General features: G+C 39.8%; 16 protein-coding genes. 6 read left to right on the top strand and 10 right to left on the bottom strand.

Annotation, left to right across the window (positions count from 1 at the left end):
- The first annotated feature begins 63 nt into the window (after nucleotides 1-63).
- The 3 genes from ACKWCA_RS18655 to ACKWCA_RS18665 are packed head-to-tail and all read left to right on the top strand — an operon-like array spanning nucleotide 64 to nucleotide 1,001.
- Entirely contained in the window at nucleotides 64-360 is a 297-nt protein-coding gene (locus ACKWCA_RS18655) for a type II toxin-antitoxin system HigB family toxin (RefSeq protein ID WP_413979746.1), read from the top strand.
- 4 nt (nucleotides 361-364) lie between these two features.
- Nucleotides 365-727: a helix-turn-helix domain-containing protein gene (locus tag ACKWCA_RS18660; protein WP_413979747.1), complete on the top strand. Its 363-nt coding sequence runs from the start codon at nucleotides 365-367 to the stop codon at nucleotides 725-727.
- Between the two features lie 10 nt (nucleotides 728-737).
- A complete protein-coding gene (locus ACKWCA_RS18665) occupies nucleotides 738-1,001 on the top strand; it encodes a ribbon-helix-helix domain-containing protein (protein WP_413979748.1) in 264 nt (87 codons plus the stop codon).
- Nucleotides 1,002-1,360: 359 nt separating this feature from the next.
- Here ACKWCA_RS18665 and ACKWCA_RS18670 read toward each other — a convergent pair whose 3' ends face one another.
- The 9 genes from ACKWCA_RS18670 to ACKWCA_RS18710 form a co-directional block, all read right to left on the bottom strand.
- Nucleotides 1,361-2,704, bottom strand: a complete 1,344-nt coding sequence (locus ACKWCA_RS18670) for an L-fuconate dehydratase (protein ID WP_413979749.1) — start codon at nucleotides 2,702-2,704, stop codon at nucleotides 1,361-1,363.
- Nucleotides 2,705-2,832: 128 nt separating this feature from the next.
- Nucleotides 2,833-3,696 carry an AraC family transcriptional regulator gene (locus tag ACKWCA_RS18675; RefSeq protein WP_413979750.1) on the bottom strand — a complete coding sequence of 288 codons (864 nt, stop codon included), beginning with the start codon at nucleotides 3,694-3,696 and terminating at the stop codon, nucleotides 2,833-2,835.
- 102 nt (nucleotides 3,697-3,798) lie between these two features.
- Nucleotides 3,799-5,274, bottom strand: coding sequence for a sulfatase-like hydrolase/transferase (locus tag ACKWCA_RS18680; RefSeq protein WP_413979751.1), 1,476 nt, complete (start codon nucleotides 5,272-5,274; stop codon nucleotides 3,799-3,801).
- Nucleotides 5,275-5,319: 45 nt separating this feature from the next.
- On the bottom strand, nucleotides 5,320-7,737 hold the full coding sequence (locus ACKWCA_RS18685; protein ID WP_413979752.1) for a right-handed parallel beta-helix repeat-containing protein: 2,418 nt from the start codon (nucleotides 7,735-7,737) through the stop codon (nucleotides 5,320-5,322).
- A complete protein-coding gene (locus ACKWCA_RS18690) occupies nucleotides 7,734-9,179 on the bottom strand; it encodes a sulfatase family protein (RefSeq protein ID WP_413979753.1) in 1,446 nt (481 codons plus the stop codon). The genes ACKWCA_RS18685 and ACKWCA_RS18690 overlap by 4 nt, the downstream gene beginning before the upstream one ends.
- Nucleotides 9,180-9,192: 13 nt before the next feature.
- On the bottom strand, nucleotides 9,193-10,974 hold the full coding sequence (locus ACKWCA_RS18695) for an alpha-L-fucosidase (protein WP_413979754.1): 1,782 nt from the start codon (nucleotides 10,972-10,974) through the stop codon (nucleotides 9,193-9,195).
- Nucleotides 10,975-11,015: 41 nt separating this feature from the next.
- Nucleotides 11,016-14,333: a VCBS repeat-containing protein gene (locus tag ACKWCA_RS18700; RefSeq protein WP_413979755.1), complete on the bottom strand. Its 3,318-nt coding sequence runs from the start codon at nucleotides 14,331-14,333 to the stop codon at nucleotides 11,016-11,018.
- Between the two features lie 163 nt (nucleotides 14,334-14,496).
- Nucleotides 14,497-16,038, bottom strand: coding sequence for a RagB/SusD family nutrient uptake outer membrane protein (locus ACKWCA_RS18705; protein WP_413979756.1), 1,542 nt, complete (start codon nucleotides 16,036-16,038; stop codon nucleotides 14,497-14,499).
- A 20-nt stretch (nucleotides 16,039-16,058) separates the two neighbouring features.
- Entirely contained in the window at nucleotides 16,059-19,241 is a 3,183-nt protein-coding gene (locus tag ACKWCA_RS18710) for a SusC/RagA family TonB-linked outer membrane protein (protein WP_413979757.1), read from the bottom strand.
- Nucleotides 19,242-20,169: 928 nt separating this feature from the next.
- Here ACKWCA_RS18710 and ACKWCA_RS18715 point away from each other — a divergent pair.
- Nucleotides 20,170-21,510: an FG-GAP repeat domain-containing protein gene (locus ACKWCA_RS18715; protein WP_413979758.1), complete on the top strand. Its 1,341-nt coding sequence runs from the start codon at nucleotides 20,170-20,172 to the stop codon at nucleotides 21,508-21,510.
- 295 nt (nucleotides 21,511-21,805) lie between these two features.
- Here the strand turns inward: ACKWCA_RS18715 and ACKWCA_RS18720 are convergent, their stop codons facing one another.
- Entirely contained in the window at nucleotides 21,806-22,672 is an 867-nt protein-coding gene (locus ACKWCA_RS18720) for a winged helix-turn-helix domain-containing protein (protein WP_413979759.1), read from the bottom strand.
- Between the two features lie 113 nt (nucleotides 22,673-22,785).
- On the opposite strand from ACKWCA_RS18720, the gene ACKWCA_RS18725 reads away from it, so the two are divergent.
- Together ACKWCA_RS18725 and ACKWCA_RS18730 are read left to right on the top strand one after the other, a co-directional pair.
- Nucleotides 22,786-23,829, top strand: coding sequence for a ligand-binding sensor domain-containing protein (locus ACKWCA_RS18725; RefSeq protein ID WP_413979760.1), 1,044 nt, complete (start codon nucleotides 22,786-22,788; stop codon nucleotides 23,827-23,829).
- 524 nt (nucleotides 23,830-24,353) lie between these two features.
- Nucleotides 24,354-25,304 carry an SDR family oxidoreductase gene (locus ACKWCA_RS18730; RefSeq protein ID WP_413979761.1) on the top strand — a complete coding sequence of 317 codons (951 nt, stop codon included), beginning with the start codon at nucleotides 24,354-24,356 and terminating at the stop codon, nucleotides 25,302-25,304.
- The last annotated feature ends 3 nt before the right edge of the window (nucleotides 25,305-25,307 follow it).

Genomic DNA, 25,307 nt, shown 5'->3' on the forward strand with positions numbered 1-25,307 from the left:
TATATTACCATATATGTAATTTATTGATTATCTTTACCCTTCTAATAAACACACTTTACTTAAGTGCATATCATTTCATTTAAAAAGCTAAGATATTATTTTACTAAAGAGACAAATGCTAAAGTAGCCCTGCAAGATTGGTATAAACGAACCAAAAAAGCAGAATGGGAAAGTTTCGCTGATTTGAAGAATACGTTCAATTCAGCAGACAATGTTGGGAACAATAGATATGTTTTTAATATCAAAGGAAATCATTATAGAATAGTAGCAATAATACTTTTTCAAGTTGGACGAGTTTATATTAGATGGGTAGGCAATCATAAGGATTACAATAGAATAAAGAATATTGATAAGTTATAAGATTATGGGAAAATCAATAACACACGAGGCATACGTTAAAGCGAACCTTCGCTTAGAAGAACTTCTTAACGTAGTAGGGAATGACACTCCCGAAGATTCACCTGAAATGGTAGAACTTTTGGAGGTAAGCGATATTATCGAACAATACGAAGAAATCCATTTTCCTATTGGTTTGCCTACCTTACAGGAAATGATAGAGCTACGTATGTTCGAAATGGGTTTAAAAAGAAAAGATTTGGCTGCACTATTAAATACGAGTGCCTCAAGAATAAGCGATTATTTGAACGGAAAAAGGGAAATCACTTTAAATGTTGCTAAAGCCTTACATCAAAAATTGAATATCGATAGTGATATTATTTTACAATAACCTTTTAGCTATGGCAGAAAAAAAGGACATCGAATCATATGAAGAGAAGCTTCAAAAGCTTAGAGAAGAAATCGAAAAAGGCTGGAATAGTGGTGAAAGTAATAGAACTGTCCAAGATATTATTGCTTCAAAAAGACGTTCTCGTAATAAAAAAGAATTGGCTATGGAAAACAAAATCCTATCAAAAGAAAACAAAGGTTTTCACCTATTTTCCACCTCGATGGTCCCTACCCCAATGTTTACGGGGAAAAGAAAATACTGTATCGGGAAATAGAGCTTCTTTGGCCCTGTTACCACTTCCCTAAAACAAGTCCTCCTATCATACTGTATTCCCTATAAGATGTTCGGGTATGGTTTCAGAATGGGCTTCAAACTCTCCGAAATAATTACAATTCACTTAAACGCCATACGAAACCTACTTTTATCAAAGGAGTACTGAGCATGTAAAAAGTAAATTATCGAAGCGATCAAAAAAAAGACCATAAATGTGACACTACTTCCCTAGCCTTTTGTTGAACTTAAGTTTGTTGACGACATGGCGGTTTTATACGGCTATTTTAAAGTGATATCATCATATCCGTCAACGCCGAACTTATACCTTCGTCGGTAATTACAGCCGATGTATTTTTTAAATTAAACTTCGATTGATGTTGATTTCTTTGACCGTAATTCTTCGCTCCAAAAACTACCGTTGGGAAAATTATATTCTTCTAAAGAATCAGGTTTCATGGTTATGCTATACCCCGGCATACTCGGGGGCATATAGGCTCCTTTTTTTATAACCACCGGATCAAAGAAATGTTCGTGCAAATGGTCTACATACTCAATTATTCTATTCTCTAAAGAGCCGCTGATGGCGATGTAGTCAATCATAGCTAGATGCTGCACATACTCACAAAGACCTACGCCTCCGGCATGGGGACAAACCGGGATATCGAACTTGGCCGCCATTAGGAGAATAGCCAATATTTCATTGACCCCACCAACCCTACAACTATCTATTTGACAGATTCCAAGGGCTTCGGCTTGCATCAGTTGTTTAAACATGACCCTATTTTGGCAATGTTCTCCAGTTGCAACCTTAATCGGATGAACCGCCTTGGCAATTTTTGCATGACCAAGAATATCGTCGGGACTTGTAGGTTCTTCAATCCACCAAGGGTTGAACTTTTTCAATTCAGCCATATTTTCTATGGCCTCGTCGACATCCCATTTTTGGTTGGCATCCATCATTAATCTTAACTCTGGTCCGATCTCTTCTCGGATAATGGCCGCTCGACGCATATCATCTTTTAAATCGGACCCCACTTTTATTTTCATATGATCGAACCCAGCAGTTTTAGCTTCCCTACACAGTTTTCTCATTTTAGCATCTGAATATCCAAGCCAACCAGCAGAAGTGGTATAGGCCGGATACCCGTCTTTTAACAAATGTCCAATACGTTCATTTTTGGTGCCCTCTTTTTTTTCTAAAATAATAAGGGCCTCGTCTGGCGTAATTACATCTGTGATATAGGTGAAATCAATACAAGAAATGATTTCTTTAGATGTCATATCTGCTAAAAGTTGCCATAAAGGTTTGCCTTCCACTTTGGCATAAAGATCCCAAACGGCATTTACAATTGCGCCAGTCGCTAAATGAATTACCCCTTTTTCAGGTCCGAGCCATCGCAATTGGCTATCACCGGTAATCATCTTCCAAAATGCGCCCATATTAGAGGTAAAAGATTCAAGTGTCTTACCCATAATCAAATGTGATAGGGAATGTATGGCGGCGGTACACAATTCATTTCCCCTTCCTATGGTAAAAGTCAGACCATGACCTTCAAAACCGTCATCAGAGTCAGTTAAAAGTATAACATAAGCTGCCGAATAATCTGGGTCGGGGTTCATAGCGTCAGAGCCATCAAGTGATTTGCTGGTCGGGAAGCGGATATCTTTTACAACCACTTCGGTAATCAGTATTGGTTTTTCCATGTGGAATATTAAGTATTTTTGGCCGGATAAGAATCCCGTACTTACCTGTTTTAAGTTAAAAGATTAAGTGTCATAAAACTAACTAAAAGCTTACTTCAATCTATACTTTTTGTGCCTTAAACCGTATGCTAGTCTTTGAAATCTTTTAAATACAATGACGGAGTCTTCCCCTTGATTATTTTAAATTGTCTGTTAAAATTTGATACATTATTAAATCCTGATAAATATGCAATCGAAGTAATATTCTCTCTATTTTCAATCAATAATTTACAAGCATAACCTATTCTAATCTCGTTTAGGTACTTGGTGAAGGGTTTTCGATGGGTCTTTTTAAAAAAACGACTAAAAGCAGATTTATTCATACCAATAATTTCCGCCACATTGCTAGAACCAATGGGTTTGTCAAAATTTTCAAAAACGTACTCATAGATTTTATTTAAACGCCTATTTTCTGTCCTGTGCAACGAATTTACGAAGGTACTACTGCATATAATCCTATAATCTTTGTGCTTACTTAAATGACTCAAAATATCAATTACTTTTATCACTTGCGCAGTAGGGTCAAGATAGGGTAAGATTTTGAATTCATTTAGCAGTTGCTCTTGGACATTCAAAAATCGTATTCCACGAGCGGCCAATTCAAAAAGATTGGAAAGTAGGTGCATTTCAGGCACTTCTAAAAATCCCTTTCCTAAAAACTCTTTTTCAAAATGAACTGCGATTGCCTCTGCCATTAAATTAGAATTTTCTTCAAAATAGGCATCGTCATTTAACCACATATGCGGTATATCTTTCCCAATTAGAACCACATCTCCACTATCGAATCGTTCAATATTATCTCCAACAAAACGTGTCCCAGAACTCCGAATTATCGCTACGAGTTCAAATTCTGGATGGAAATGCCAGACCCGTAAAAAGTTTTTATAGAGATTGCGCGAAACCTTTATAGAACGATCTACTATACTAGATCTATTTAGTAAATGGAGTTTCATCTATCTATAGGTTAACATATCATAATAAACAAGTTAGGTATAAAAAGTATTGCATGCCAACCGACTAACTTACGGCTATGAAACCTCTTGTGCGTTGAGGACTTATTTGCTTTGATTCCATAGGCGATAGGGGTCGTCATGCCGCTCCATTTGTTTCAAGAGCAGCGTTTCCATCTCAGCCAGTTTATCAGCATATTTGGGATTATCGGCCAAATTGGTTTCCATTTCCCCCGGCCTACCATGCTCGGCCAGATACTCGTTCGGATTGTCTGCAAGGTTAAAAAGCTGTGTTTCTCGAACGGTTCCATCCATAACATCATACTTTATCAATTTCCAATCTCCTTTTTTCACGCTGCGCATCCCGGGTTTTGTTCCTCCTGAATACACCCCGTACATGACCTCTCTAACCGTTTCCGTCTCCCCATAGATTACAGGTTTTAGACTACTGCCTTCGACCGTTTCCGGAATCCCAATACCGGCCAAATCACATAGTGTGGGTAGCACATCCAACAAATAGGAATTTCCTTTTACACGCTTTCCTTTTGCGATACCAGGACCCTTAATTATAAACGGCACCCGCCAGGTGTGTTCATAGAGGTTTTGTTTTCCCATAAGTCCATGACGGCCAATCGACATGCCGTGATCGGAAGTGTAAATGATATAGGTATTGTCCAACTCACCCATAGCCTCTAATTTTTTCAACACTTTCCCTAACTGTATGTCAATATTTTCCGAACAGGCATATTCACGTCCTAATTCATTACGCACGGTTTGCTCGTCCCTGTTTTTCCATACGCCACTTACACGTTCTTCATCACGAAGTTCAGGATGTCCATGAAAAAATGGATGGGCAGGAAGATAATTATCTTGTAATGCCGGTTGTTTTGCATTGGCCGGAGGGAGGTTAAGCGTATCCGTATGGTTTACGGCTCCATATTTCGCTAACAATTCTGGGGTTCCATTGCGAGGGTCATGGGGATGTGAGAATCCAAAATAAATCAAAAAAGGGTCATCCTCTTTTGTAGTTTCTCGTTCACCTAGATATTCTAATACCTGTTTGCCATGCCAAGCACTACCGGTCTCTTCGGTACCGCCTCTTTTTGAGGCATCTTTCACCACAGTAAATTGTGCATTTGCGGCTGGATAGGAGTTTCCCTTTTTACAGGTTCGCATCGTCTTATACCCAGCCCTATTGAATACCGCTGCCATCGTTTGATTTTCGAGGCTATCTGGCTCGTTTGGATTTTGAAACTGCTCGCCCCTTGAAGGTAAATGCCATAAGGTTCTTCCACTCATGATCATGTGTCGTGAAGGGGTGCAGACCGCACCGCTCCAAGAACCCATATGATAGGCATTATCAAAGACGAGTCCTTCTCTGGCTAGTTGATTGATATTCGGAGTCTCCAATATGGATTCTGGGTCGTATGTCTTTAAATCAAAAGGAGATTGGTCATCAACCAAAACAAACAAGAAATTTGGACGCTTTTTTTCTTCGGATGTCTTTACCTCGCTTTTACAGCTAACAATTAAAATTGCGGCAACTATGGTCGATAAAAATACTTTTGTACGAACGTTCATTTTTTAACTTTTTTGGATTTAAAAGAAATAGCCTAGGCTATAAATTCATAGTTTAAGTTTTAGTTGAGCCTCTTCTTGATTATGCATCACCTTAAAAGTCATTTCTTTTAAGTCAGGATTCTCATTTAAAAGGTTTTGAATTTGTTCAAAATCTTTGATGGTTTTCCCCTGGTATGAAATAATAACATCTCCCGTTTCAAACCCAGATCTCCCCAAGATTGAATAGCCGGGCACATTTACTAATAGAACTCCTTGAATATCGGACAAACCGGCCGCCGATCGTTCTTCCATGGTCTCTACATTTTTCACGGTAGCCGTATCCCAAATATAGGTCTTACCTTCTTTTTTCGTGGAAAAGGCATTTATTGACGGAATTATGGGCTGCTTGGCCATACTTTTTAATTTCTCCGAAACAACACCAAATTCATTCATCGGAAAATTTTTAAATCCGATTGCGAAGGCCGGAGAATTTTCAGCAACGCTAAAGTCCCCATCCTGCGGATTCACGAACAATGGCTTACCGACTACTGAATTTAAATCAGCTTTGTTCTTCAAAAATCGCGTCTTGTCAAACCCGTTTGTGATAAAGAGATTAGAGTCTAACTCCTTCCCCCATTTCCCATCTTTAGCAATACTCCGGCTCATTATAGCAGGTCTATAAGCCCCTGAAATAATATTTTTCTTGAACACATCGCCACTATTCGCATACCAAACATGCGGATGTAGACTATTGTTTATAATAATATTGTTATAGGCCATCCTATGATACCCTTCTCTCATTTTTAGGCCTCCATTCAAGAGAAGATTGTTATAAATCAGGTAACGAGAAGAACCGTCGTCAAGGTCGATATCCCACCCATGGTCACAACGCCATCTGCTGTTTCTGATAATATTGGGTTCTATCATATCAAGATATGGCAATAGCGTATCCTTTTCAACCTGCAGGGCAGTTTCCTTGATATCGGGGGTCCAAAAACGATCGCGACCCCATGAATTGAAACTACCATGATCGCCTGTTTCCAACACGGTATTGAATACATCGCAATTTTCGATGATATGCCCTCCGAATGTGCCTTCACTTATATTTATTCCTGCACGGGGCACGTCATAAATTGAACAATGATCGACCGTAATTCTTGAAGACATGGAAATTTGAATAGGTGCAGTTTGTTTTTCAAAACGCCCTGTCATGGTGATCAAGCAATCTTCTACGCGGCAATCTTGTGGATAGTTATCGCCTTTGGGACCTGGAATTCTATCTAAACTCCCGTAGTCTTGGGGGCCGTATCGAAACAATGGACTTCGTACCATTGCCGGGTCGCCTACAAAGGCAATGCCGCTCGCACCAGAATCGTGAATATAGCAACTCTTGAATGTTAGGTTTCTATTATGGTTGTTTACAAATATGCTGTTGCCACCCAATTGGTCAAACTCGCAATTGGTTATAAGGCAATTTTCCGCTCCTGTAAACTTAAGTGCTCCCCCTCTATAGGTAGTCCAATCACTTCGTAACAAGGGTTCCTTGTTTTCCATAAAACTGCGTGATGCATGACGAAAAACCAAACCGTCAAAAGAGATGAATTCCACGGGCTTTTCTTTCGTTCCCTTTAATTCAAGAAGGTTCTTTAATCGGACTACTTCTATTTTTGCATTTTGAATTTCAATATTTTCTTCGGGATAATAATAAAGCACCCTTTCCGTCTTATTGAAATACCATTCTTGTGGTGCATCCAATTCTTCGAAAACATTTTCAATAATTCGATATCTCGGATGCATTGCCGAGGGCCTGTTATTCTGCCAGCCACCTTCAAGAATAAGACTATCGTTTTTGGTCTTCCCTTTTACCAACCAATGCATATCGCCCCAAAGTGCCGCATGCATAGCGTGAACATAGGCACCTTCCGGATTTTCATAAGAAGCAATACGTTTTGAACTTAAGGGATCGTTATCAGGGTCAGGCTCTTTGGTATGTACTAAATCCCAAGTATCAAATACATTTTTCCCGACTCTAGCATTGGGAAATCTAGCCATACGCTGATTGCGACCGTTTACATACAGCAGATCTATACTCGTTAATCCCTCTGGGATTTTGGCCTTATAGATTCCATCTTTGTGCCGTTCCCAGCTCAAATCCAATAGTGTTCCGCCACTGATTATGGCCTTCCCTTTAGTAGCAGCCTTATATGTAATGCCATTTTCTTTGGAACCAGAATGTTCAGTTTCAAAAACTACCGACTCGGACAGGTAATAGGTGCCATCTTCAAAAATAATATCTACGGGGCTTTTTTTGATTAGGGCAATTGAAAGATCTCTGGCCCTTTGAATTGATTTTATGGGAGCATCTTTGGTTCCGAAAGCAGTATCATCCCCATTTGTAGCAATATAAATTTCAACCGCCTGTTTTTGACAAGAAAAACAGATCCACAAAAGGACAACTGAAAATACGGTGTGTACTACCTTCATTCTTTTATTCTTTTACCTCGTTTTGGTAACTGCTCCTGCCACTCTTCTAGCATTGCTAGAAGTTCTTTCGTCTTCATTGGATTCTCTTGTGAGAGGTCTTTACTTTCAAAGCGATCATCGTAAATATTGTAAAGTTCAACACGCTCTTGATTTTCATCTGCCAATAGTTTCCAATTACCATCGCGTACGGCACCCGAGACCCAACCGTTAGGCCGACTCGCACTTTGTGTTGGAAAACGCCAATCCCAAAACAACGGTTTGCTGCGTTTAAACAAGTTGTTATCGAAAATTGCAGTAAAGCTTTCCCCATCGGGTTGGTAATCAACGGGAAGTTTTTTACCTGCCAATGCCGCAAAGGTCGGTAAAAGATCAACTGCCGACAGTACACTTGTGCTATCAATAGCTCCCGCATTTACCCTACCGGGCCATCTTACGATAAAAGGTACGTTCACCCCACCTTGAGTAATATCAACTTTACGTCCCTTCATTCCTCCTGTAGAACCCACAAATAAAGCAGGCGGAACATGTGCAGGTCCATTATCACTACTAAAAATGACCAATGTATCCTCATCCAATCCCATTTCGTTTAGTGCCTTCATCAAACGACCGATATGAAAGTCGGCATCGGTCAATACTGCATAATAGGTTTCTTTGTCCGGATCAAGGTCTTTGTAGGGGGTTCTTTGTTCATCCGTAGGCCAAAGTGGTGTATGCGGATCTTTTAACCAAAGATTTACGAACATTGGCGATGCTTTCTTCTTATTACGTTTTAGAAAATCGATAGTCGCATCAACCACGATTCGGCTTGAGCTATGTACCCATGTACTATCACTATCCATATACCGGGTAGTCGGCCATAGCTGGTCTCCTTTCCAGGTAGGGCCATTTCCATTCCAAACCCGGGTTTCATCATAACCATAGACCTTGGGCTCTGGGGCGGACAAGTCTCCATGCGGTAGCCCTCCCCCACCCAAATGCCACTTTCCGAAGTGAGCGGTAGTATAACCTGCCTGTTGCATAAGCCTCGGCATATACACTGGAAGGGTCTCATCTAACCAATTTGGCATATTTCTGTTGGCATTAGGTTCATTACCCGCAAAATGTCCATGTACCCGATGTCTCGCTGGAAAATGGCCTGTAATGACCGAGGTGCGACTCGGCGAACATACACCACTAGTTACATGAAACTGAGTGTATTTGGTACCCTGCTTGGCTAATTTATCAATATTGGGCGTGGCAACTTCGGTTGCGCCATAACACCCAAGATCCCCATAACCCCAGTCGTCGGCAAAAATGAAAAGGATATTTGGTTGATTTTTGGTTTCAACTTTTTGAGCCTGCTTTTCTTTTTTGTTATTGGTTTGACAGGAAAAAGGCAATATGCACCCCAAAAAGCTTATTACCACAATATTCTTTATTGATTTTCCAATCTGATCCATCATTAAATTTTTAATGCTATTCAAGGCTTTTCAATGGGGTAAATCGAATTTCTTTTAAGCTGGCACTTTCCATATCGCCTTCTTTTAGAGCGACAGAAATCCTATGCTTTCCTGCTTTCTCGAATTTTAGCAGGCCCATTTCATAATGCTGATATACCTCGGAAGAATTCTGCTGGTTTTGAACCATCGCAGCTTCTTCATTCTCAATGCGCCAAACGAGTCTGCCATTACCCGCGTAGTTCAAATCTATTTGATAATATCCTGCATCCATGATTTCAAATTCCCAATGTACTTTGCTGGTTTTCGTCCAATCTTGCGCCTGCGAAATGTGCTTCCATTCTCCGAATTTTTCCATCCATTTTTTTTCTTGGATTTTACACCCTTCGGCTTCAGCAAAATCCATCGGTAAAGTTGTTATATAAATTGGATCTATGCTCAAGAACTTGTCTATTCTCAAAGTACCTTCAACTTCAACTTCGACCACCGAAACCAATTTCTCTGGTCTCTCGGATGGTAGTTCGATACTTACCCAGTTTCCTAGTTTTTCAGTCTTTAAGGTTTCCTGCTTTCCATTGACCCATAATTTGGCACTTTTTATTTTATTTGTTAGACCAGGCAGGTGAATTTTTCCATCTAGGGGCCATTGGTAAATGCTGAGATTCAGCTTTCCGTCTTTTTCAGTCACGTCTCCCCAAGGCAATTGACGCCCCCAAGGGGATGCATTTGCAGCATAGACTACCTGAGGATATTTTTTAATCCATTCACCAGATACCCTCAATGCGTTTTCCGCTTCAAATGGAATGATTCCATCTGGAGTCGGGCCGACATTCAACATGTAAGTGCCTCCTCTAGCAACTGTAGAAATCACGGATTTCAGAATACGTTTTGGGCTTTTCCAATTTTCATCATACCAAGCATATCCCCATGAGTCATTGGTAACGTCTACTGTTTCCCACAATCCGTCTACATTCCTAACCGGAATATTCATGTCGCCTAGCGATAGGTAATCTCCAAGACCATGGCCCGCCCTACCCGAAATCATGGCATTTGGTTGATTTTTCCTAACCACGGAGACCAATTCCTCAACGTATTTTTTCTCCATATCCCCAGGAGTATCAAACCAAACCATGGCTATATCACCATATTGGGTGGTGATTTCCTTTACCTGGGGCAGACACTTTTCTTTAAAGTAATAATCGAATCCTACGGACTTGCCTTTGTCATTGATTTTTGGTCCTCCATTACCGCCGGGAAAGGTCCAATCTTGATTATGGGAATAATAAAACCCGAAACCGAGGCCTTCTTCTTTACACGCTTTTGACAATTCTTTCATGGGATCTCGAGCAAAAGGAGTGGCTTTGACGATATTAAAGTCATTACTTTTTGAATCATACATCGCAAAACCATCGTGGTGCTTGCTGGTCACCACAATATATTTCATGCCGGCATCTTTCGCCAACTTGGTGATTGCCTTAGCGTCAAAATTGACGGGGTTGAAGTTTTTAGCCTCGGACATATATTCATCTACAGGAATTCCCGCCCTTCTCGGATTCATTATCCACTCGCTAATACCGTAGTAGGTTTTGTCTTTCCATTTGTTAGCGATGTTCGAGTAAATACCCCAATGTATGAACATTGAATAATTACCATCATCGAATAACGAAGCCCTATCCCCTATATGGGAGCGATCGATTACTTTTTGATCGCCCCACATCTCATCCATTCCTTTTTCTTTAGAGTCTTGGGTATATAGACCAAGACTACTTATCATAAGTAGGAATGTAATAAATCGTATCATTTTTTTCTCATTATATGTTTTTCCCTTCCTTTTGATTTTGGTCATTGTCTTTCAAAAGAAAGTAACCTTGGCGCAGCATTGTTTAGGGCAAAAATAAACCCCTCCTTGCCTTTCACGCCTTTGATTCTCTCTATTGCTTTGACTTCATTATCTATTAGCAGCCCGCTTTCATTCATTGACAGGGCATCAAAACCCTTCTGCCCATTGTTTTGAAGAACAAGACCAATACCGGCATCAGACCTTGGTGTTTCTACCTCTGTATCATATAAGTTTCCAGCGATTAACAGGTCTGGATACGCGTCTTCATTATAGTCAAAAACCACAATGCTATTGATTGATGAAAATTGGGCTTCAATGGGGAGTTCATGCATTATATATGTTCCATCTCCTTTATTTTCAAACCAATGATGGGCAAAAGTGTTCACTTTTTTATGAATTGAATTTTCAAGCATACCTTCTCCATAAATATCATCTAAGCTTGCCGACGCAAATGATGCATAGGTTTCAAAGTTCTTCTTGATCATTGGAATTTGCTGAGAAGAACATTCCCTTCCTCTTAATGGTAGTTTAACCCCTTTTTTGGTAACACTCAATACGATATCTTGCTTTTTATTTTCATCAAAATCATTCACATATATCTCAAAGGGGGAATCTTCCGTACTCTTGTATTTACTATTTAGACCAAGATTACCTGCAACGAGGTCCATATCGCCATCATTATCGAGATCAGCTGTTGTTATCGAATTCCACCAGCCTACGGTATTTTCAAAGCCCATTTTTCCGGTCACATTGTTGAAACGATTACCATCATTTTCAAAAAAGGTAATCGGCATCCATTCACCAGTCAAAATTAAATCTTGCTTACCATCGGCATTAAAGTCTTGCCATAAGGCATCTGTCACAAGACCAATGTTTTCAAGTTCCGGAGCAATCTTTGCCGTTACATCTACAAATTCTATGGTCAGATCCATACCTCCGGTATTCTCCAAAAGATAGCTTTTAGGAGGTTGAAGGTAGTACCCAGGTTGAATCCTTCCTCCAACAAAAAGATCCATATCGCCATCACCATCAAAATCTATAGGGGCTACTTTGAGTCCACTTGCATTTATTTGGGGAAGCCCACCTTTTGATTTCACAAAACCCTCAGGCGTATTCACATACAAGCGGTCTTGATAAAAATCAGCGTTATTTACTAGATTATTCCCGCCGCTTGCAACATACAAATCTAAATCGCCGTCTGAATCGGCATCAAAAAAAACAGCTCCCGTATCTTCAAAGGATTCGTCTTCTTTCCAAGGGCCATCCATCTCATCAAACCCTCCAAATCTGTTTTGAATAAATAATGCTCCTGCACTGTTCCTTGCATTTCCAACGAAAAAATCATCAAAACCATCTTTATTGATATCCGCTACCGTCAAGGCCGGACCTAATTCAGAATTTTTATGAGGTAATAAAGGCTCCACCAAGAAATCGTTATAAAGATCTTCCTTATGGGAAAAACTCAGTCCTGATTCTTTTGTAATATCCGTAAATGCCAATTTTCGCTTTCCCGGTTCAGTGTTTTTTTCTTTCGCATTCGCATAATACACTTCCAATGTTTGATTGACAGGTACATTCTTTAGAGATTCTACCTTTCCGTCAGGCCAAAAAATTTCAATGCTATCTATGGTTTCTTCCTGTCCCAATCCGAAGTGAACTATAGGTTCTACACTGGATTGAAAACCGCGGGTTAGGCTATGTTCTACCCATTGCGTGGTATTACCTGATACAAGCTTGATTTTAGAACCAAGCCCCATGGGGTTGTTTGTACTGCCATGTAATTTTATTCGGTAAAAGTTAGTTCCCTGACTATTGTTCCGGAGCAGACTTGTTTCGTCATCTATATTATTGATGACCAAATCTAAATCGCCATCATTATCTAAGTCACCATAAGAAATACCGTTTGAAAAACCTTTGTAGTTAACATTCCATTTTTCCGAAACATCTTCAAATTCGTAGCCTCCCTTGTTCTTGAAAAGAAAATTTTCGATAGGTGTCGAGGGTGCTTTGTTCATATCTATCTTTTCCCGGACTAATGAGGTGGCGTTTTCCGTACTAAGCAAATCATTGTTATTGACATCAAGCCTCATGCCATTGGTGATGACAATATCTTTCAGACCATCGTTGTCAAAATCGGCAAAAAGGGGAGCCCAACTCCAATCAGTAGTTGCGATACCTGTCAGTCTTGCTACATTGCTAAAAATAGGTCTCCCTAGATTGTCGATTCCGTTATTGACCTGAAGGCTATTCTGCATATATTGATAGTGAAATCCCATGGACACCATACCATAAAAAGATTCAGGGTCCATACTTGCCATGTTGGTCTTAGAGCGGTAATAATCGTTAGGGGTCATATCTACCTGCACGAGATCCATCAAACCGTCATTATTAAAATCTGCAGCATCGACGCCCATACCGAACATTGAGGTTTGTCTACTGGTTTCCTTGATTTTTTCATTGAACGTGCCATCGCCGTTGTTTATATAAAAGTAATCTGGCACATTAAAATCGTTGGAAACATATAGGTCTTGCCATCCGTCATTATTGAAATCGCTGGCCACCACACCTAGAGAAAGGCCAAAATTCAATACTCCGGATTCCTCCGTAATGTCCGTGAACTTTCCGTTTCCTTCATTTCTGAACAGATGACCAGATTCAATAGGATTACGTAACTGCATTTTTTCATAGTAATAGCTATTGGGCATGGTTAACGGTATTACTGGATAATTACAGACATAAAGATCTAAGTCTCCATCATTATCACTATCAAAAAATGTTGCCTGTATTGAGTTACTTTTATCGGCGATACCGTATTGAGCAGCCATTTCAGTGAAGCTCACTTGTCCCGAATCGCTAGGACCGTCATTGACGAACAATTGGTTTTGGGTATTACCGCTCAGGCCTGAAACACTCACATAAATATCCAACCAACCATCTGTGTTGATGTCAACCATGGTGACCCCCGTATACCACCTACTATCCCCATCTATTTCAGCTTCCTTAGAAATATCATCGAAAGTCATGTTACCTTTGTTTAGGTATAATTTATTGGGGGTCATATTCCCCGTTAAGAATACATCGGTAAGCCCATCATTATTGATATCGCCTAAGGCCACTCCGGCACCCATGTAGATGTATGGAAAGGTATTGTAGTTAAAGGTATCGGATAGTGTAAGATCATTGCTGAAGGATATACCCGACGTTACAGCTGTTATTTTCTCAAATCCATAAAGATTGGTTTGGATTTTACCTTCACTTTCGCCACATGCCATGAGCATTAGAACAATTAAAGAAGTTGAAAGCTTAGTAATAAGTGACATTTTAGAAAATGGCTTCAAAAGGGTGAATTTGATAAAAATGCTTAAAATGAAATCAATAATAATTTACTGTAAAGAACTAAAGAATAAAAATAGTCCTCGATGAAAAATCGAGGACTATTTAAACTAAAACTAACTCAAACAAACTGTTTTTTGTCCATTTCAATCAATACCCTGGATTTTGAACCAGGTTCGGATTTGCCTGTACATCCTGCGCAGGAATAGGGAGATACTCATGTCGACCACGAATAAATACGCCTTGGCTATTGGATCTAAATTCAGGATTTTGTTCAAATCGATCTGCGGAAATACCCCACCGAAGTAAATCAAAAAAGCGATTTCCTTCTATAGCAAGTTCTTTGACTCGTTCATCTCTAATCGCCTGTCTTAAATCTGCCTGCCCAAGACCGGTCACTGCCGGCATGTTAACTCTAGCGCGTACTTCGTTCAGTGCGTCAAGTGCCGCCTGAGAACCACCGGTAACCTCATTTTCCGCTTCGGCATACATTAACAGTAAATCGGCATATCTAAATATTTTCCAATTGTTATGCGCTCCGGCCCACGCACCTGGTGTTAGGGCATTCTCTCTTCTGAAGTTTAGATATTTTCGTGCCCATACCCGTGTCAAATCATCACCCATAAATTGCTCTGCAAAAACATCTTGATAGATCATTGCTCCTGGATAATCCCATAATAGAGTTGCTCTTGCCCGAGGATCTTCTCCACCGTCAACTGTCTGTTCACTAAGAAAAAGATCTAAGACCCATTGATTGACGCTAAAACTCTGTTGACTACTATAATTCCTGGGGGCTACATCGGCTTCCCACGCTTGAGCACGCCACCTATTTCCTCCAGCCCCGCCCCAGGAACCTGTTGCGTTTCCATCAACAGAGTACTGAATTTCAAAAATCGATTCAGGGGTGTTCTTGATTTCTTCTGTAAAATTGTCGTTATAGTTTTCATTTAACATATAGATTCCTGAATCCATCACTTTTTTGAATTCTAGGGCGGCGTTCACAAAATCACCAGTATAGAGATAAGATCTACCTAAAAAGGCAGTAGCGGCTCCCCATGTGGCACGGCCTACTTCACCTTTAGGAAGTGATCCATCTTGGGGTAAACCTGCTTGAGCAATCGTAAAATCGCTAATAATCGATGCGTAGGTGGCCTCTACGGTAGAATTAGGAACAAACAAGTCTTCAAGGCCAGTTACCTCGTCTAAAATAAGAGGAGAGGTTCCCCATAAGTTAACGATATAGAAGTAAGCAAAACCACGTAAAAAATGGGCCTCTGCCAATATTTCACTTTTTCGTGCCGCATCCATTTCAATATCCGGAACACGGTTGATCACCTGATTGGCCCTTGAGACCATTTTATACCACTCACTATAAATTTCGATAAGACGAGGATTTTCCGGTCTTACCTGTAATGCCCCTACGTCATTCACATTCGATTGTGGAAAAGGATTTGCAATATCAGATCGGTGTATCAAATGTATACCAACCAAAATTCTTCCAAACATAGGTATCGTAGGCAGCGGCGCATAAACTGCAACTAAACCACCTTCAGCATGCTCTTCGTTTTGCCAAAAACTTTCTGGTGTTGGACTATTTGGATTTGAAATATCCAGTTGGTCATCGCTACAATTATTGAGCATAAAAAAACAGCTCAAAACCAGTACTATATATATTTTTACTTTGCTTTTCATTTTACTATTTTTTTTATTAATTAAAATCCGACTTGCAGCCCAAACAAAACCATCTTGTTTTGAGGATATGCCCTTCTGTTCACCCCACTGTCAAAAAGACCTCCTTGACCATTAAGTGGTCGACCTATTTCCGGGTCGTATCCTTGATAATCAGTGAAGGTGAGTAAATTTTGACCTGAAACATATATTCTTAAATTGGCGACATAGAACTTTTCAAGTATATCCGTAGGCAAGCTATATCCTAGTTGTACGTTCTTTAAACGTAGATAGGATCCGTCTTCAACTAAATAATCCGAAGGTCTTTTGTTTAAGTTCAAATCTAGAATGGTAGCTCTAGGTACGTTGGTATCCGTATTTTGGGGAGTCCATGCGTCAAGGGCTTCACGTCTTTTCAGTCCCCTCGTACCATCCAATACTTGATGGTAGCGTTTACCGTTCCAAAGTTCATTGCCTTGAACACCTTGCCAGAACATAGAAAAATCCCAATTTTTATAATTCATATTGAACGCTATACTATATTCCAAATCGGGTATGGCACTACCTAAATAGGTCTGGTCATCATCATTAATGACGCCATCTCCATTAAGATCGACAAAGTTCATATCACCCAATACGGCGGCAGTGGCACCATCTGCATCAATTTCTGCTTGGGTTTGGTATACCCCTTCGGTAATTAAACCATAAAAACTGGCCACTGGCTGACCTACATCGGTTCTGGTAGCTTGAAAGCCCCCTTGTGTGTACCCGCCACCGGTAATGGGGTTAACCCCATCACCTAGGGCAATGACTTCATTGTCGATTGTATTGAAGTTCAATGTTGCATCGAAGTTAATTCCATCGTTTTGCGAAAAATGCCGATACGTACCACTAAATTCAAAACCTTTATTATCAATGGTAGCTGCATTATTCAGCAAATTGTTACCTAAACCACCGCTCAAGGGAATCGGCACCAAGACCAAAATGTCTTCTGACCTATTGTTGAAGTATTCCGCCGAAAAACTGATTTTTCCATCTAAAAACTCGGCATCAAGGCCATAGTTCTGCATCGTGGTCGATTCCCATTTCAAGTCTGGGTTCGCTAATTCGTTTACTGTTGCCCCTCCTAGGACCACACCTCCAAAATCATAAAAGTTACTGACATTTAGCACACTCTCCGTTGAGTAGTTTCGAGGATTTGCCAGAGATCCTGTATTCTGAGACCCCAATACACCATAACTTCCGCGTAATTTTAGATTGCTTATCACACCATCTTGTGGGAAGAAGCTTTCTTTGCTCAATCTCCAACCTAGGGAAGCCGACGGAAACGTACTCCATCTATTTTCCGGACGAAATCGCGATGTTCCGTCATGCCTTACCGTAGCACTCAAAATATATTTACCGTCATAATCATAATTAAGACGGCCAAAATAAGAAGTCAATGCGTTTTCCTGTAGGTTTCCGGTAGTATCGTCGGTATTATCATCGGCAGCATCCAATACTCTAAAATCATTAAAAGGAAAGTTCGTTCCGACACCACCGGCAGAACGCGCTGAGATATTTTGGGTTGAAAACCCACCTAAAAGGGTAAGGCCGTGCTTTCCAAAAGTATTGTTGTACTCCAAGGTGTTTTCCATTAACAAACTCAGCGAACGTGTGTAATTTTCTTCTAAACGCGCTATGACATTGGACGCTTCTTGCGAAGTACTCTGAAAAAAAGTGGGTTCAAAGTTGTAATTATGTTGTACAAAGTACTCAAGGCCAAAATTGGTCTTAAATGTCAAATTTTTATGCAGTTGAAATTGGGGTTGTACAGAACCTACAATACGATCTGTGGTAAAGAGATTATCGTTCAAAAGAGCCCGTCCGTACCAGTTGATACCTCTCGCCATTCCGTATAAGTTGGGGTCTAGGCCTGCAAAGCCACCTTCGTTATTCTCGTCAAATACCGGTACCGTAGGAGGTACTTCACCTTCACGCTGGAAAAAGTTATTCGGATTGTTCTCTTGACGCGCTAGGATAAGACTTTGGTCTAAACTAAAAATACCTTTTTGAAAAGAGGTGTTCACTGAGACGTTATACCGTTTACTACCTGAATCTACAACAATACCTTCTTGATCCAACACTTGACCTGACACATAAAATTGAGCATTTTCAGACCCTCCGGAAATATTAATACTGTATTCTTGGAATATAGCCGAAGTCACCTGTAAGTCTTGCCAATCGGTATCGATACTTGGATCAAAACCGGTATCATGAGGTATTGCCCTTGAATCACCATCATTATCTTTGGCCATATTATGCCAATCGGCGAACTCTCGGGCATTCAGCAAATCAAGTCTACTGGTCGATGATTGGAACCCTAATTGTGATTGAAAATTGATCCGTATGTCGCCAGCCTTTCCTTTTTTTGTCGTGATAAGAACAACTCCGTTAGATGCACGACTTCCATAAATGGCTGCAGATGAAGCATCTTTCAGAACACTAATGGACTCAATGTCATTAGGATTTATAAAAGACATTGATTCAACAATATTGCCATCAACTACATATAAAGGTTGGTCGTTACCAAAAGAACCGGTACCTCTAATGACTACGTTCACTCCAGAACCAGGCGCACCGCCATTTGCCTCTACCCTTACCCCGGCAACCCTTCCTTGTAATGCACTAGCACTATTGGTCACAGCTACCTGAGTTACTTCTTCACTGCTGACCGTAGCTACAGAGCCCGTTCGCAAGGCCTCTATTTGGGTACCGTAACCGATGACCACTACCTCATCCAAGCCAGAGGCGCTTTCTTGTAACACCACCGAAATGTTGGATTGAGAACCGACCGTAACTTCCTGTGTTGAAAAACCTATATAAGATACCTCTAAGATAGCTCCGCTGGCAACCTCCAATGAAAAATTGCCATCAAAGTCAGATTGTGTACCATTCGTAGTACCTTTTTCAACGATACTCGCTCCAGGTAAGGGTTGATTATTCTGATCTAGAACCTGTCCTGAGATTGTGGTTTGAAAAAGGATCGAACTGTACTTCAATGTCTTTGGAAAATTCTCCAGCTTCACATTATAAATATGGGAAGCGTATTCTTCATTTTCGAAATGATCATTGTTCGCATTAGCATATAGTACTACAAGAACAAATGGTAAAAGAAAAACCTTTTTATGGGTATGCAAACCGAAAAAGATTCTCACCAGAAAAGAAAACAGGATGTTTTTTTTCATAATTTTGAAAGATTTTAGTTAGTTTAAGAATGTTAGTAAATGTGATTAAAATCAATTAATACTGGCTAAAAACGCTCCAACGTTTTTGGCCTTTTTTATGTTTTATTTCTATTTAAGAGTATTCCTGATTATGCTTTATGGACCTTCAAGAAAATTACTTCAATGAATGGTTTTCTGGTCGAGATAATAACATCATAACTCCACCTAAACTTTATTCTAGAAAGGGGTTCTTTAACCCTTTGATTACTACTAGAGTTCGGGTTTTCTCATTGAACCTGCGGTCTATTTAAAAACCCTGTTGAAACTAATAGCACTAAACGAAAATTATCAAACTCTCAATTTCAGAGTTAAAAAAATGCTATTTTAATAATAAGGGAGAACTTCTATTGTAAAATTAATTATTTAGACTCCAGATGTATAATAAAATTTTGATGAAAATCAATACTTTTTTTGCCCAAAAATCAAATATGTCGTGCATATTAGGTTTTAATGTCTTTTTATTTTATTATTGATTACCTGCGGAATAAGTGGAGTCAGACCTAAGCCTTTTGCGAATATCCACGAGTCACTGTGGAGCATTCGCCTATTTCATGTTGGAAGAATCCAATCAAAATCGAGTTTAAGCAGCTCGAAAAAATATCTAATTTGAAATTATAAATAAAACAAATGAAGGTTAAGAACAAAGAAATTGTTGATTAGCGTGCTTATGAAAGCCATGGTTATTTGGAAAAGAAAACACAGGACGATGGTATTCTTTTCCCTAGTAATCGGGTTGCTTTTTTTTTCTTGTCAAAATGAGACTAGAATTACTTCGTCGGATCGAGTTCAGTATGAGAAATATTGTGGCAGCTGTCACTTGCCAACAAACCCCAAAAACATTCCAAAGGCTATTTGGCAAAATGATGTGCTACCCGAAATGGCAGCAAGAATGGGATATACATTTGAAGGCTACGACCCCTATGAATATAAATCTCCCGAGGAACAAGTTCACATTGGTCTTAGTAAAAAGTATACTGAACAGCCAATAATCGATAGTATAACATGGTGGGGCATTCATGATTATATTGTTTCCCTAGCTCCTAGTTCTATTCCCATAGATAAAACCAGAAGAACCAGGAACAAAGAACTTAGTCAATTTTCATTGAGAACAACTGACGTCCCAAAACATATTGCACCTATTATAACTGGCTTACAATTTGATACCATCGGACGGTTCTTTACTATCGGAGATGCAGAGGGAAATTTGCTTCAATGGCCAAGCCCGGATAAAATTATACCAGAGAAATTTAATTCCCCTATTACGGCTTATACGCAAAAACAGGATAATCTATATAGGACTGAGATTGGAGTATTGAATCCGAGTGAAGTTCCAAAAGGACTAATAACCAAAGTTTCTCCTGATGTCACGGATACTATTGTAAAAGAATTACGACGACCTGTTTTCACGGAAATCTTAGACTTAGACGAAGATGGAGTGGACGAGTTACTTATCTGTGAATTTGGCAACCTAACAGGGCAGTTGACGCTTTTAGAGCACAAAGGTGTGGAGTATATCAAAAGAATTATATACCCACAAGCTGGTGCAATAAAGTTTGAAATTTCGGATATGGATAATGATGGAAAAAAAGATATCGTGGCATTGTTTTCACAAGGTAATGAAGGTGTTTTTATTTTTTACCAAAAAGATGATCTGAAATTTATTGGCGAACAAGTTATTCAACTACCACCAGAATACGGTTCGAGTTGGTTCGAATTAATAGATTATGACACCGATGGGGACCTCGATATTGTTCTAACCAATGGGGATAATGCAGATTATTCAATTTTTCTAAAACCATATCATGGTATCCGGTTATTTTTAAATGATGGTCTGAACAGCTTCGATCAAAAATGGTTTTACCCCATATATGGAGCTACTCGCGTATTATCCGACGACTATGATTTAGACGGTGATATCGATTTTGCCGTAACCGCTCTTTTTAACGATATCAAAAACTCACCCAAGGAAGGCTTTATATATCTTGAGAACTTGACTTCGAAGCAATTCGAATTTCAATCCTATACTATAAAGGGGAATTTCACAAATGGTTGGCTTACCATGGCAAAAGGAGACTACGATGCTGATGGGGATATTGATATTATGATAGGTACCTTTAATGTGCCAGGTTTGCGGAAGAAAAACTCCATTTTCAAATCTAGTGATGATAATCCCATAAAACTTTTACTCTTGGAGAATGTGGGGGCAAAGAAAAGTAGGGTAGATTTTTAATGGACAAATAGGCAACATTGGAGAGCGGAATTTAAATTTTGTTTCATCTAGAAATTGAAAAAACCAAAACATCAATTCATTAGAGTAATCAATTTTAGCTTTAAAAAGTAGATGGTTTTTTTTAGTGCATAGCTTTAGAGGCTACTAAGTGTTCATATGGGCAAGTAATGTTCAAATAATACCCTAACATCAAATAGTATCTCATAAAACGAACCTTTCTTAACACCCTTTCCAATTGCCAAATCAGTCCTTCTAATCCGCCGTTTTAGAGGACTATCCTTCAAGAAATCAACCGTTAGGAAATATCTAGTTTATATCCAACTCCATGAACGGTTACAATGGTGATGGAATCGTCATCTTGAAACTTTTTCCTGATTTTTGAGATAAAGGTGTCCAGACTTCGGCCCACAAATACTCCGTTATCCTCCCAGACTTCTTTTATGAGCAAGTCGCGCTTTATGATCTGATTTGGTTTTTCACTGAATATTCTTAGCAATTCGCACTCCTTCGCCGTAAGTTCAATGGTATTGTTCCCTTTGACTAGTTTGTTCTCTTCTGGGTAGAATCGGTAATTTCCGATTTTCGAAAAAGAGGACATACCCACTTTCGAAGCTTTGTCTTTCCCTTTTTTCCAATAGAGCAGTCCAAATCCCACAAATCCTATGAACACTAGGGGGAGTAACGAATACTCCTTATCTATCGTTAAAATAGTGCGCTCCCCCATAAAATGGATTTTTACTTTATAACTATCCAGAGGTAAGTTTCGACCGATGCATGGCACTATGCTCTTCTCTGAATCACTCTTGACCTCATAGCTATAGGCAACCTCCCCACTACCCATTTCAATGATTTCAACGATATAACTCTGAGGCAGATTGGAATCTACCAAGCTTTGCCCTAAGATGCTTACCAAGCTAGCCGGCTCGATGCGAAGTTTGTTTTGAAAAGACAGTTCAAAGGTATTCTCGTCCAACTCAATAACGGGCATGATCAATGAAGTGGAGTCACCCAACGACAATAACAATTTATTTCCGGAATCTCTAAGAGCTATTTTCGCTCTTTCAGAAAAATTATCGTCCTTCTCAAAACCAACATACCCAACTAAGGTAAAGGAGATTAAAATCATTAAAACGATCAGACTTAAAATCCTTTCTTTATTCATGCCGTTTGTTTTTGGATACCATTCAACAAAAGTTACAACTTTTTACACTTATTTGACATTTTTTTGACAAGAATCGGGAAGTGTACTCCTAGTTTTGAATGAATGGAATAACTATGAAAAAATACCTAAAATTATTGGCTTCGTTCGTCGTGTTCGTTTTTTGCGTCTTATGTAAAAGACAAAATAAAACTGATCTGCCCAAAGATGCGATTCAGTCCGAAACCAAAGAGGTCATACCTCTGTACGGGCCTAACAGACTTACGCCCAATAGTATCACTCGTACAATCATACAAGACCGAAAGGGCATCATTTGGGTTGCTTCATGGCATGGTGTTTTTCGATACGACGGAAAACTGTTTACCGATATGACAAGTGAAGTGAGCTCGGCCCGCTTCTTTTCCGCTTTGGAAGATAGCAAAGGTAATCTGTGGTTCGGCTCAATCGGCTCAGGCGTATATCGTTACGATGGGAAATACTTTCAAAATTATACGACCAAAGACGGACTTCCCAATAATGAGATTGTTTGTATTTATGAAGATAAAATCGGCAACATTTGGTTCGGTGTCAATGGAGGGGCAAGTCGCTACGATGGGAAATCCTTTCGAAATTATATACTGAACGGTGATTCTATCGAAGAGGATACCACTGGGAAATCGATTCCGGATTTTACCCGTCCCCCTCAAGAAGTGAATTCCATTATTGAAGACCATACCGGTACGTTTTGGTTTGGCACCCGGGGCCATACCTTCGTTTATGATGGCCAAAAATTTACCACTGTAACCCATGACGGTCAACCTTTTAAGAATGTTCGAACTATAATCGAAGATGAAAAAGGCACTATTTGGCTCGGTGGTATGGATGGCCTTTGGCGCCATAATGGTACTTCATTTGCCAACATCGTCCAGAATTTTGTGGGGGATATCTATGAGGATCAAAAAGGTAACGTTTGGACTAGCTCAGAAACTACACAGGGTTGGGTGCTTTCTCGCTACGATGAAAAATCCTTGTCCGATAGGGCACCTACGCCCACCGAAATAAACCCCCTTGAAGGAAAAATGCTTTTTGGAATTTTAGAAGCCGCCGATGGAAGTATTTGGTTCGGCGCTGATGACGTTTATCGCTATGATGGAACAACCATCACAGACTTTAAAAAGTAAGGGGGCTTAGCATTTACTTCCACAGCCCACTAAATTAAGGTAGAATTGTGATCCGCTGCGGTGATTGACAAGTTACTCGATTTGATGGCAAGCCTTAAATGCCAGATCCAGCCTCGCTTAACTAGAAAAATCCGGATTTATCAAGAGTATACTAAAATGAACATTTGGTGAGACTTTGCTGTTTCTTCCGACCACTGCTATAAAACGGCCATTATTCAAGACTATCCGCTTTAGTACAAAAGCTTAAATTCGTTGGGCCAAAATAGCGGTAGGTATACTGGTGTCACTATATAATTGCTGCACTAAATATTGAATTTTAAAACGCAAAAGAAACATTGTCTTGAATATACAGTTGTCCTTTTTTGATTTATTAATAATAGGTATGATTACAGGACTTATCTGTAGCATACTGCTCTTGAAAAAGTCGTAAAGAAAACCAAAAAGTATACAAGATTCGAAAATTCGTATAAGAAGACCAAATCTCTTCAGATCTACCTTTGTTATATCATTTGAAACAAATCAGAGTGGATACGAATCAATTTGGCAAACAAGGGTGGACACCTAATCGAATCGGGTCCTTAAAAGGAAAAACCTACGTCATAACAGGCACCACTAGCGGTACAGGATTTGAAGCAGCAAGCATATTGCTATCAAAAGGAGCAAAAGTGGTGATGCTCAATCGTAATACGAAAAAATCGGAAGACACCATAACGGCGCTGAAACAAGATCTTGGAAATGATATCGACGTATTCAATATACGTATGGATCTGTCTGAACTAGCTTCGATACGAAAAGCAGCGGCAGCAGTCCTAAAGACCGTTCCTCAAATGGATGCCTTGATATTGAACGCTGCCATTGCCCAAGTGCCCGAACAAACGTTCACCGTTGATGGTTTTGAAAGCCAACTAGGTGTGAACCACTATGGTAACTTTTTGCTACAGGGGCTGCTCTACCCGCGAATTGAAGAGTCAAATGGACGTCTGGTGACTATAGGTAGTATGGGATATAATTTAGGTATTAAGACCATACAGTTCGACAATATGAACTGGGATAAGAACTACAGTCCCAATGGGGTATACAGCCAAAGTAAATTGGCACAACTAATGACCGTCTATGAACTTCAGGATAGATTGAAAAAGGCCGGCAAGACTAATGTGAAGGCGTATGCCTGTCACCCAGGGGCTTCCAGGACGTCACTGATAAGAACCAACGGAAGTTTGATGACACGCTTCGTTTGGCAACTAATGAAATGGTCACCATTTGTGCAATCCGCTAAAAAAGGTGCATATCCTCAATTGATGTGTGCCACAGAACCTGATTTGGATCAAGGTGGTTTCTATGGACCTACAGGAAGAAACTATTGGACCGGCCCAGTTGGGGAATGCAAATTAGAACCGCACGCAAAAGATAAGCATGTGATGGAGCGCTTATGGGAAGTATCGGAAAAGGCAACGGGTTTCGAGTGGAATCCATAACTT

This window comes from Maribacter corallii, assembly GCF_047345415.1.
In the GTDB taxonomy this organism is placed as follows: Bacteria; Bacteroidota; Bacteroidia; order Flavobacteriales; family Flavobacteriaceae; genus Maribacter_C.

What these genes read in the sequence shown, in the direction of transcription:
- ACKWCA_RS18660 (WP_413979747.1), top strand. Translation starts at nt 365, where the DNA reads ATGGGAAAATCAATAACACACGAGGCATACGTTAAAGCGAACCTTCGC.
- ACKWCA_RS18675 (WP_413979750.1), bottom strand. Translation starts at nt 3,696, where the DNA reads ATGAAACTCCATTTACTAAATAGATCTAGTATAGTAGATCGTTCTATA.
- ACKWCA_RS18665 (WP_413979748.1), top strand. Translation starts at nt 738, where the DNA reads ATGGCAGAAAAAAAGGACATCGAATCATATGAAGAGAAGCTTCAAAAG.
- ACKWCA_RS18700 (WP_413979755.1), bottom strand. Translation starts at nt 14,333, where the DNA reads ATGTCACTTATTACTAAGCTTTCAACTTCTTTAATTGTTCTAATGCTC.
- ACKWCA_RS18685 (WP_413979752.1), bottom strand. Translation starts at nt 7,737, where the DNA reads ATGAAGGTAGTACACACCGTATTTTCAGTTGTCCTTTTGTGGATCTGT.
- ACKWCA_RS18670 (WP_413979749.1), bottom strand. Translation starts at nt 2,704, where the DNA reads ATGGAAAAACCAATACTGATTACCGAAGTGGTTGTAAAAGATATCCGC.
- ACKWCA_RS18715 (WP_413979758.1), top strand. Translation starts at nt 20,170, where the DNA reads ATGGGATATACATTTGAAGGCTACGACCCCTATGAATATAAATCTCCC.
- ACKWCA_RS18720 (WP_413979759.1), bottom strand. Translation starts at nt 22,672, where the DNA reads ATGAATAAAGAAAGGATTTTAAGTCTGATCGTTTTAATGATTTTAATC.
- ACKWCA_RS18705 (WP_413979756.1), bottom strand. Translation starts at nt 16,038, where the DNA reads ATGAAAAGCAAAGTAAAAATATATATAGTACTGGTTTTGAGCTGTTTT.
- ACKWCA_RS18725 (WP_413979760.1), top strand. Translation starts at nt 22,786, where the DNA reads ATGAAAAAATACCTAAAATTATTGGCTTCGTTCGTCGTGTTCGTTTTT.
- ACKWCA_RS18710 (WP_413979757.1), bottom strand. Translation starts at nt 19,241, where the DNA reads ATGAAAAAAAACATCCTGTTTTCTTTTCTGGTGAGAATCTTTTTCGGT.
- ACKWCA_RS18695 (WP_413979754.1), bottom strand. Translation starts at nt 10,974, where the DNA reads ATGATACGATTTATTACATTCCTACTTATGATAAGTAGTCTTGGTCTA.
- ACKWCA_RS18690 (WP_413979753.1), bottom strand. Translation starts at nt 9,179, where the DNA reads ATGATGGATCAGATTGGAAAATCAATAAAGAATATTGTGGTAATAAGC.
- ACKWCA_RS18680 (WP_413979751.1), bottom strand. Translation starts at nt 5,274, where the DNA reads ATGAACGTTCGTACAAAAGTATTTTTATCGACCATAGTTGCCGCAATT.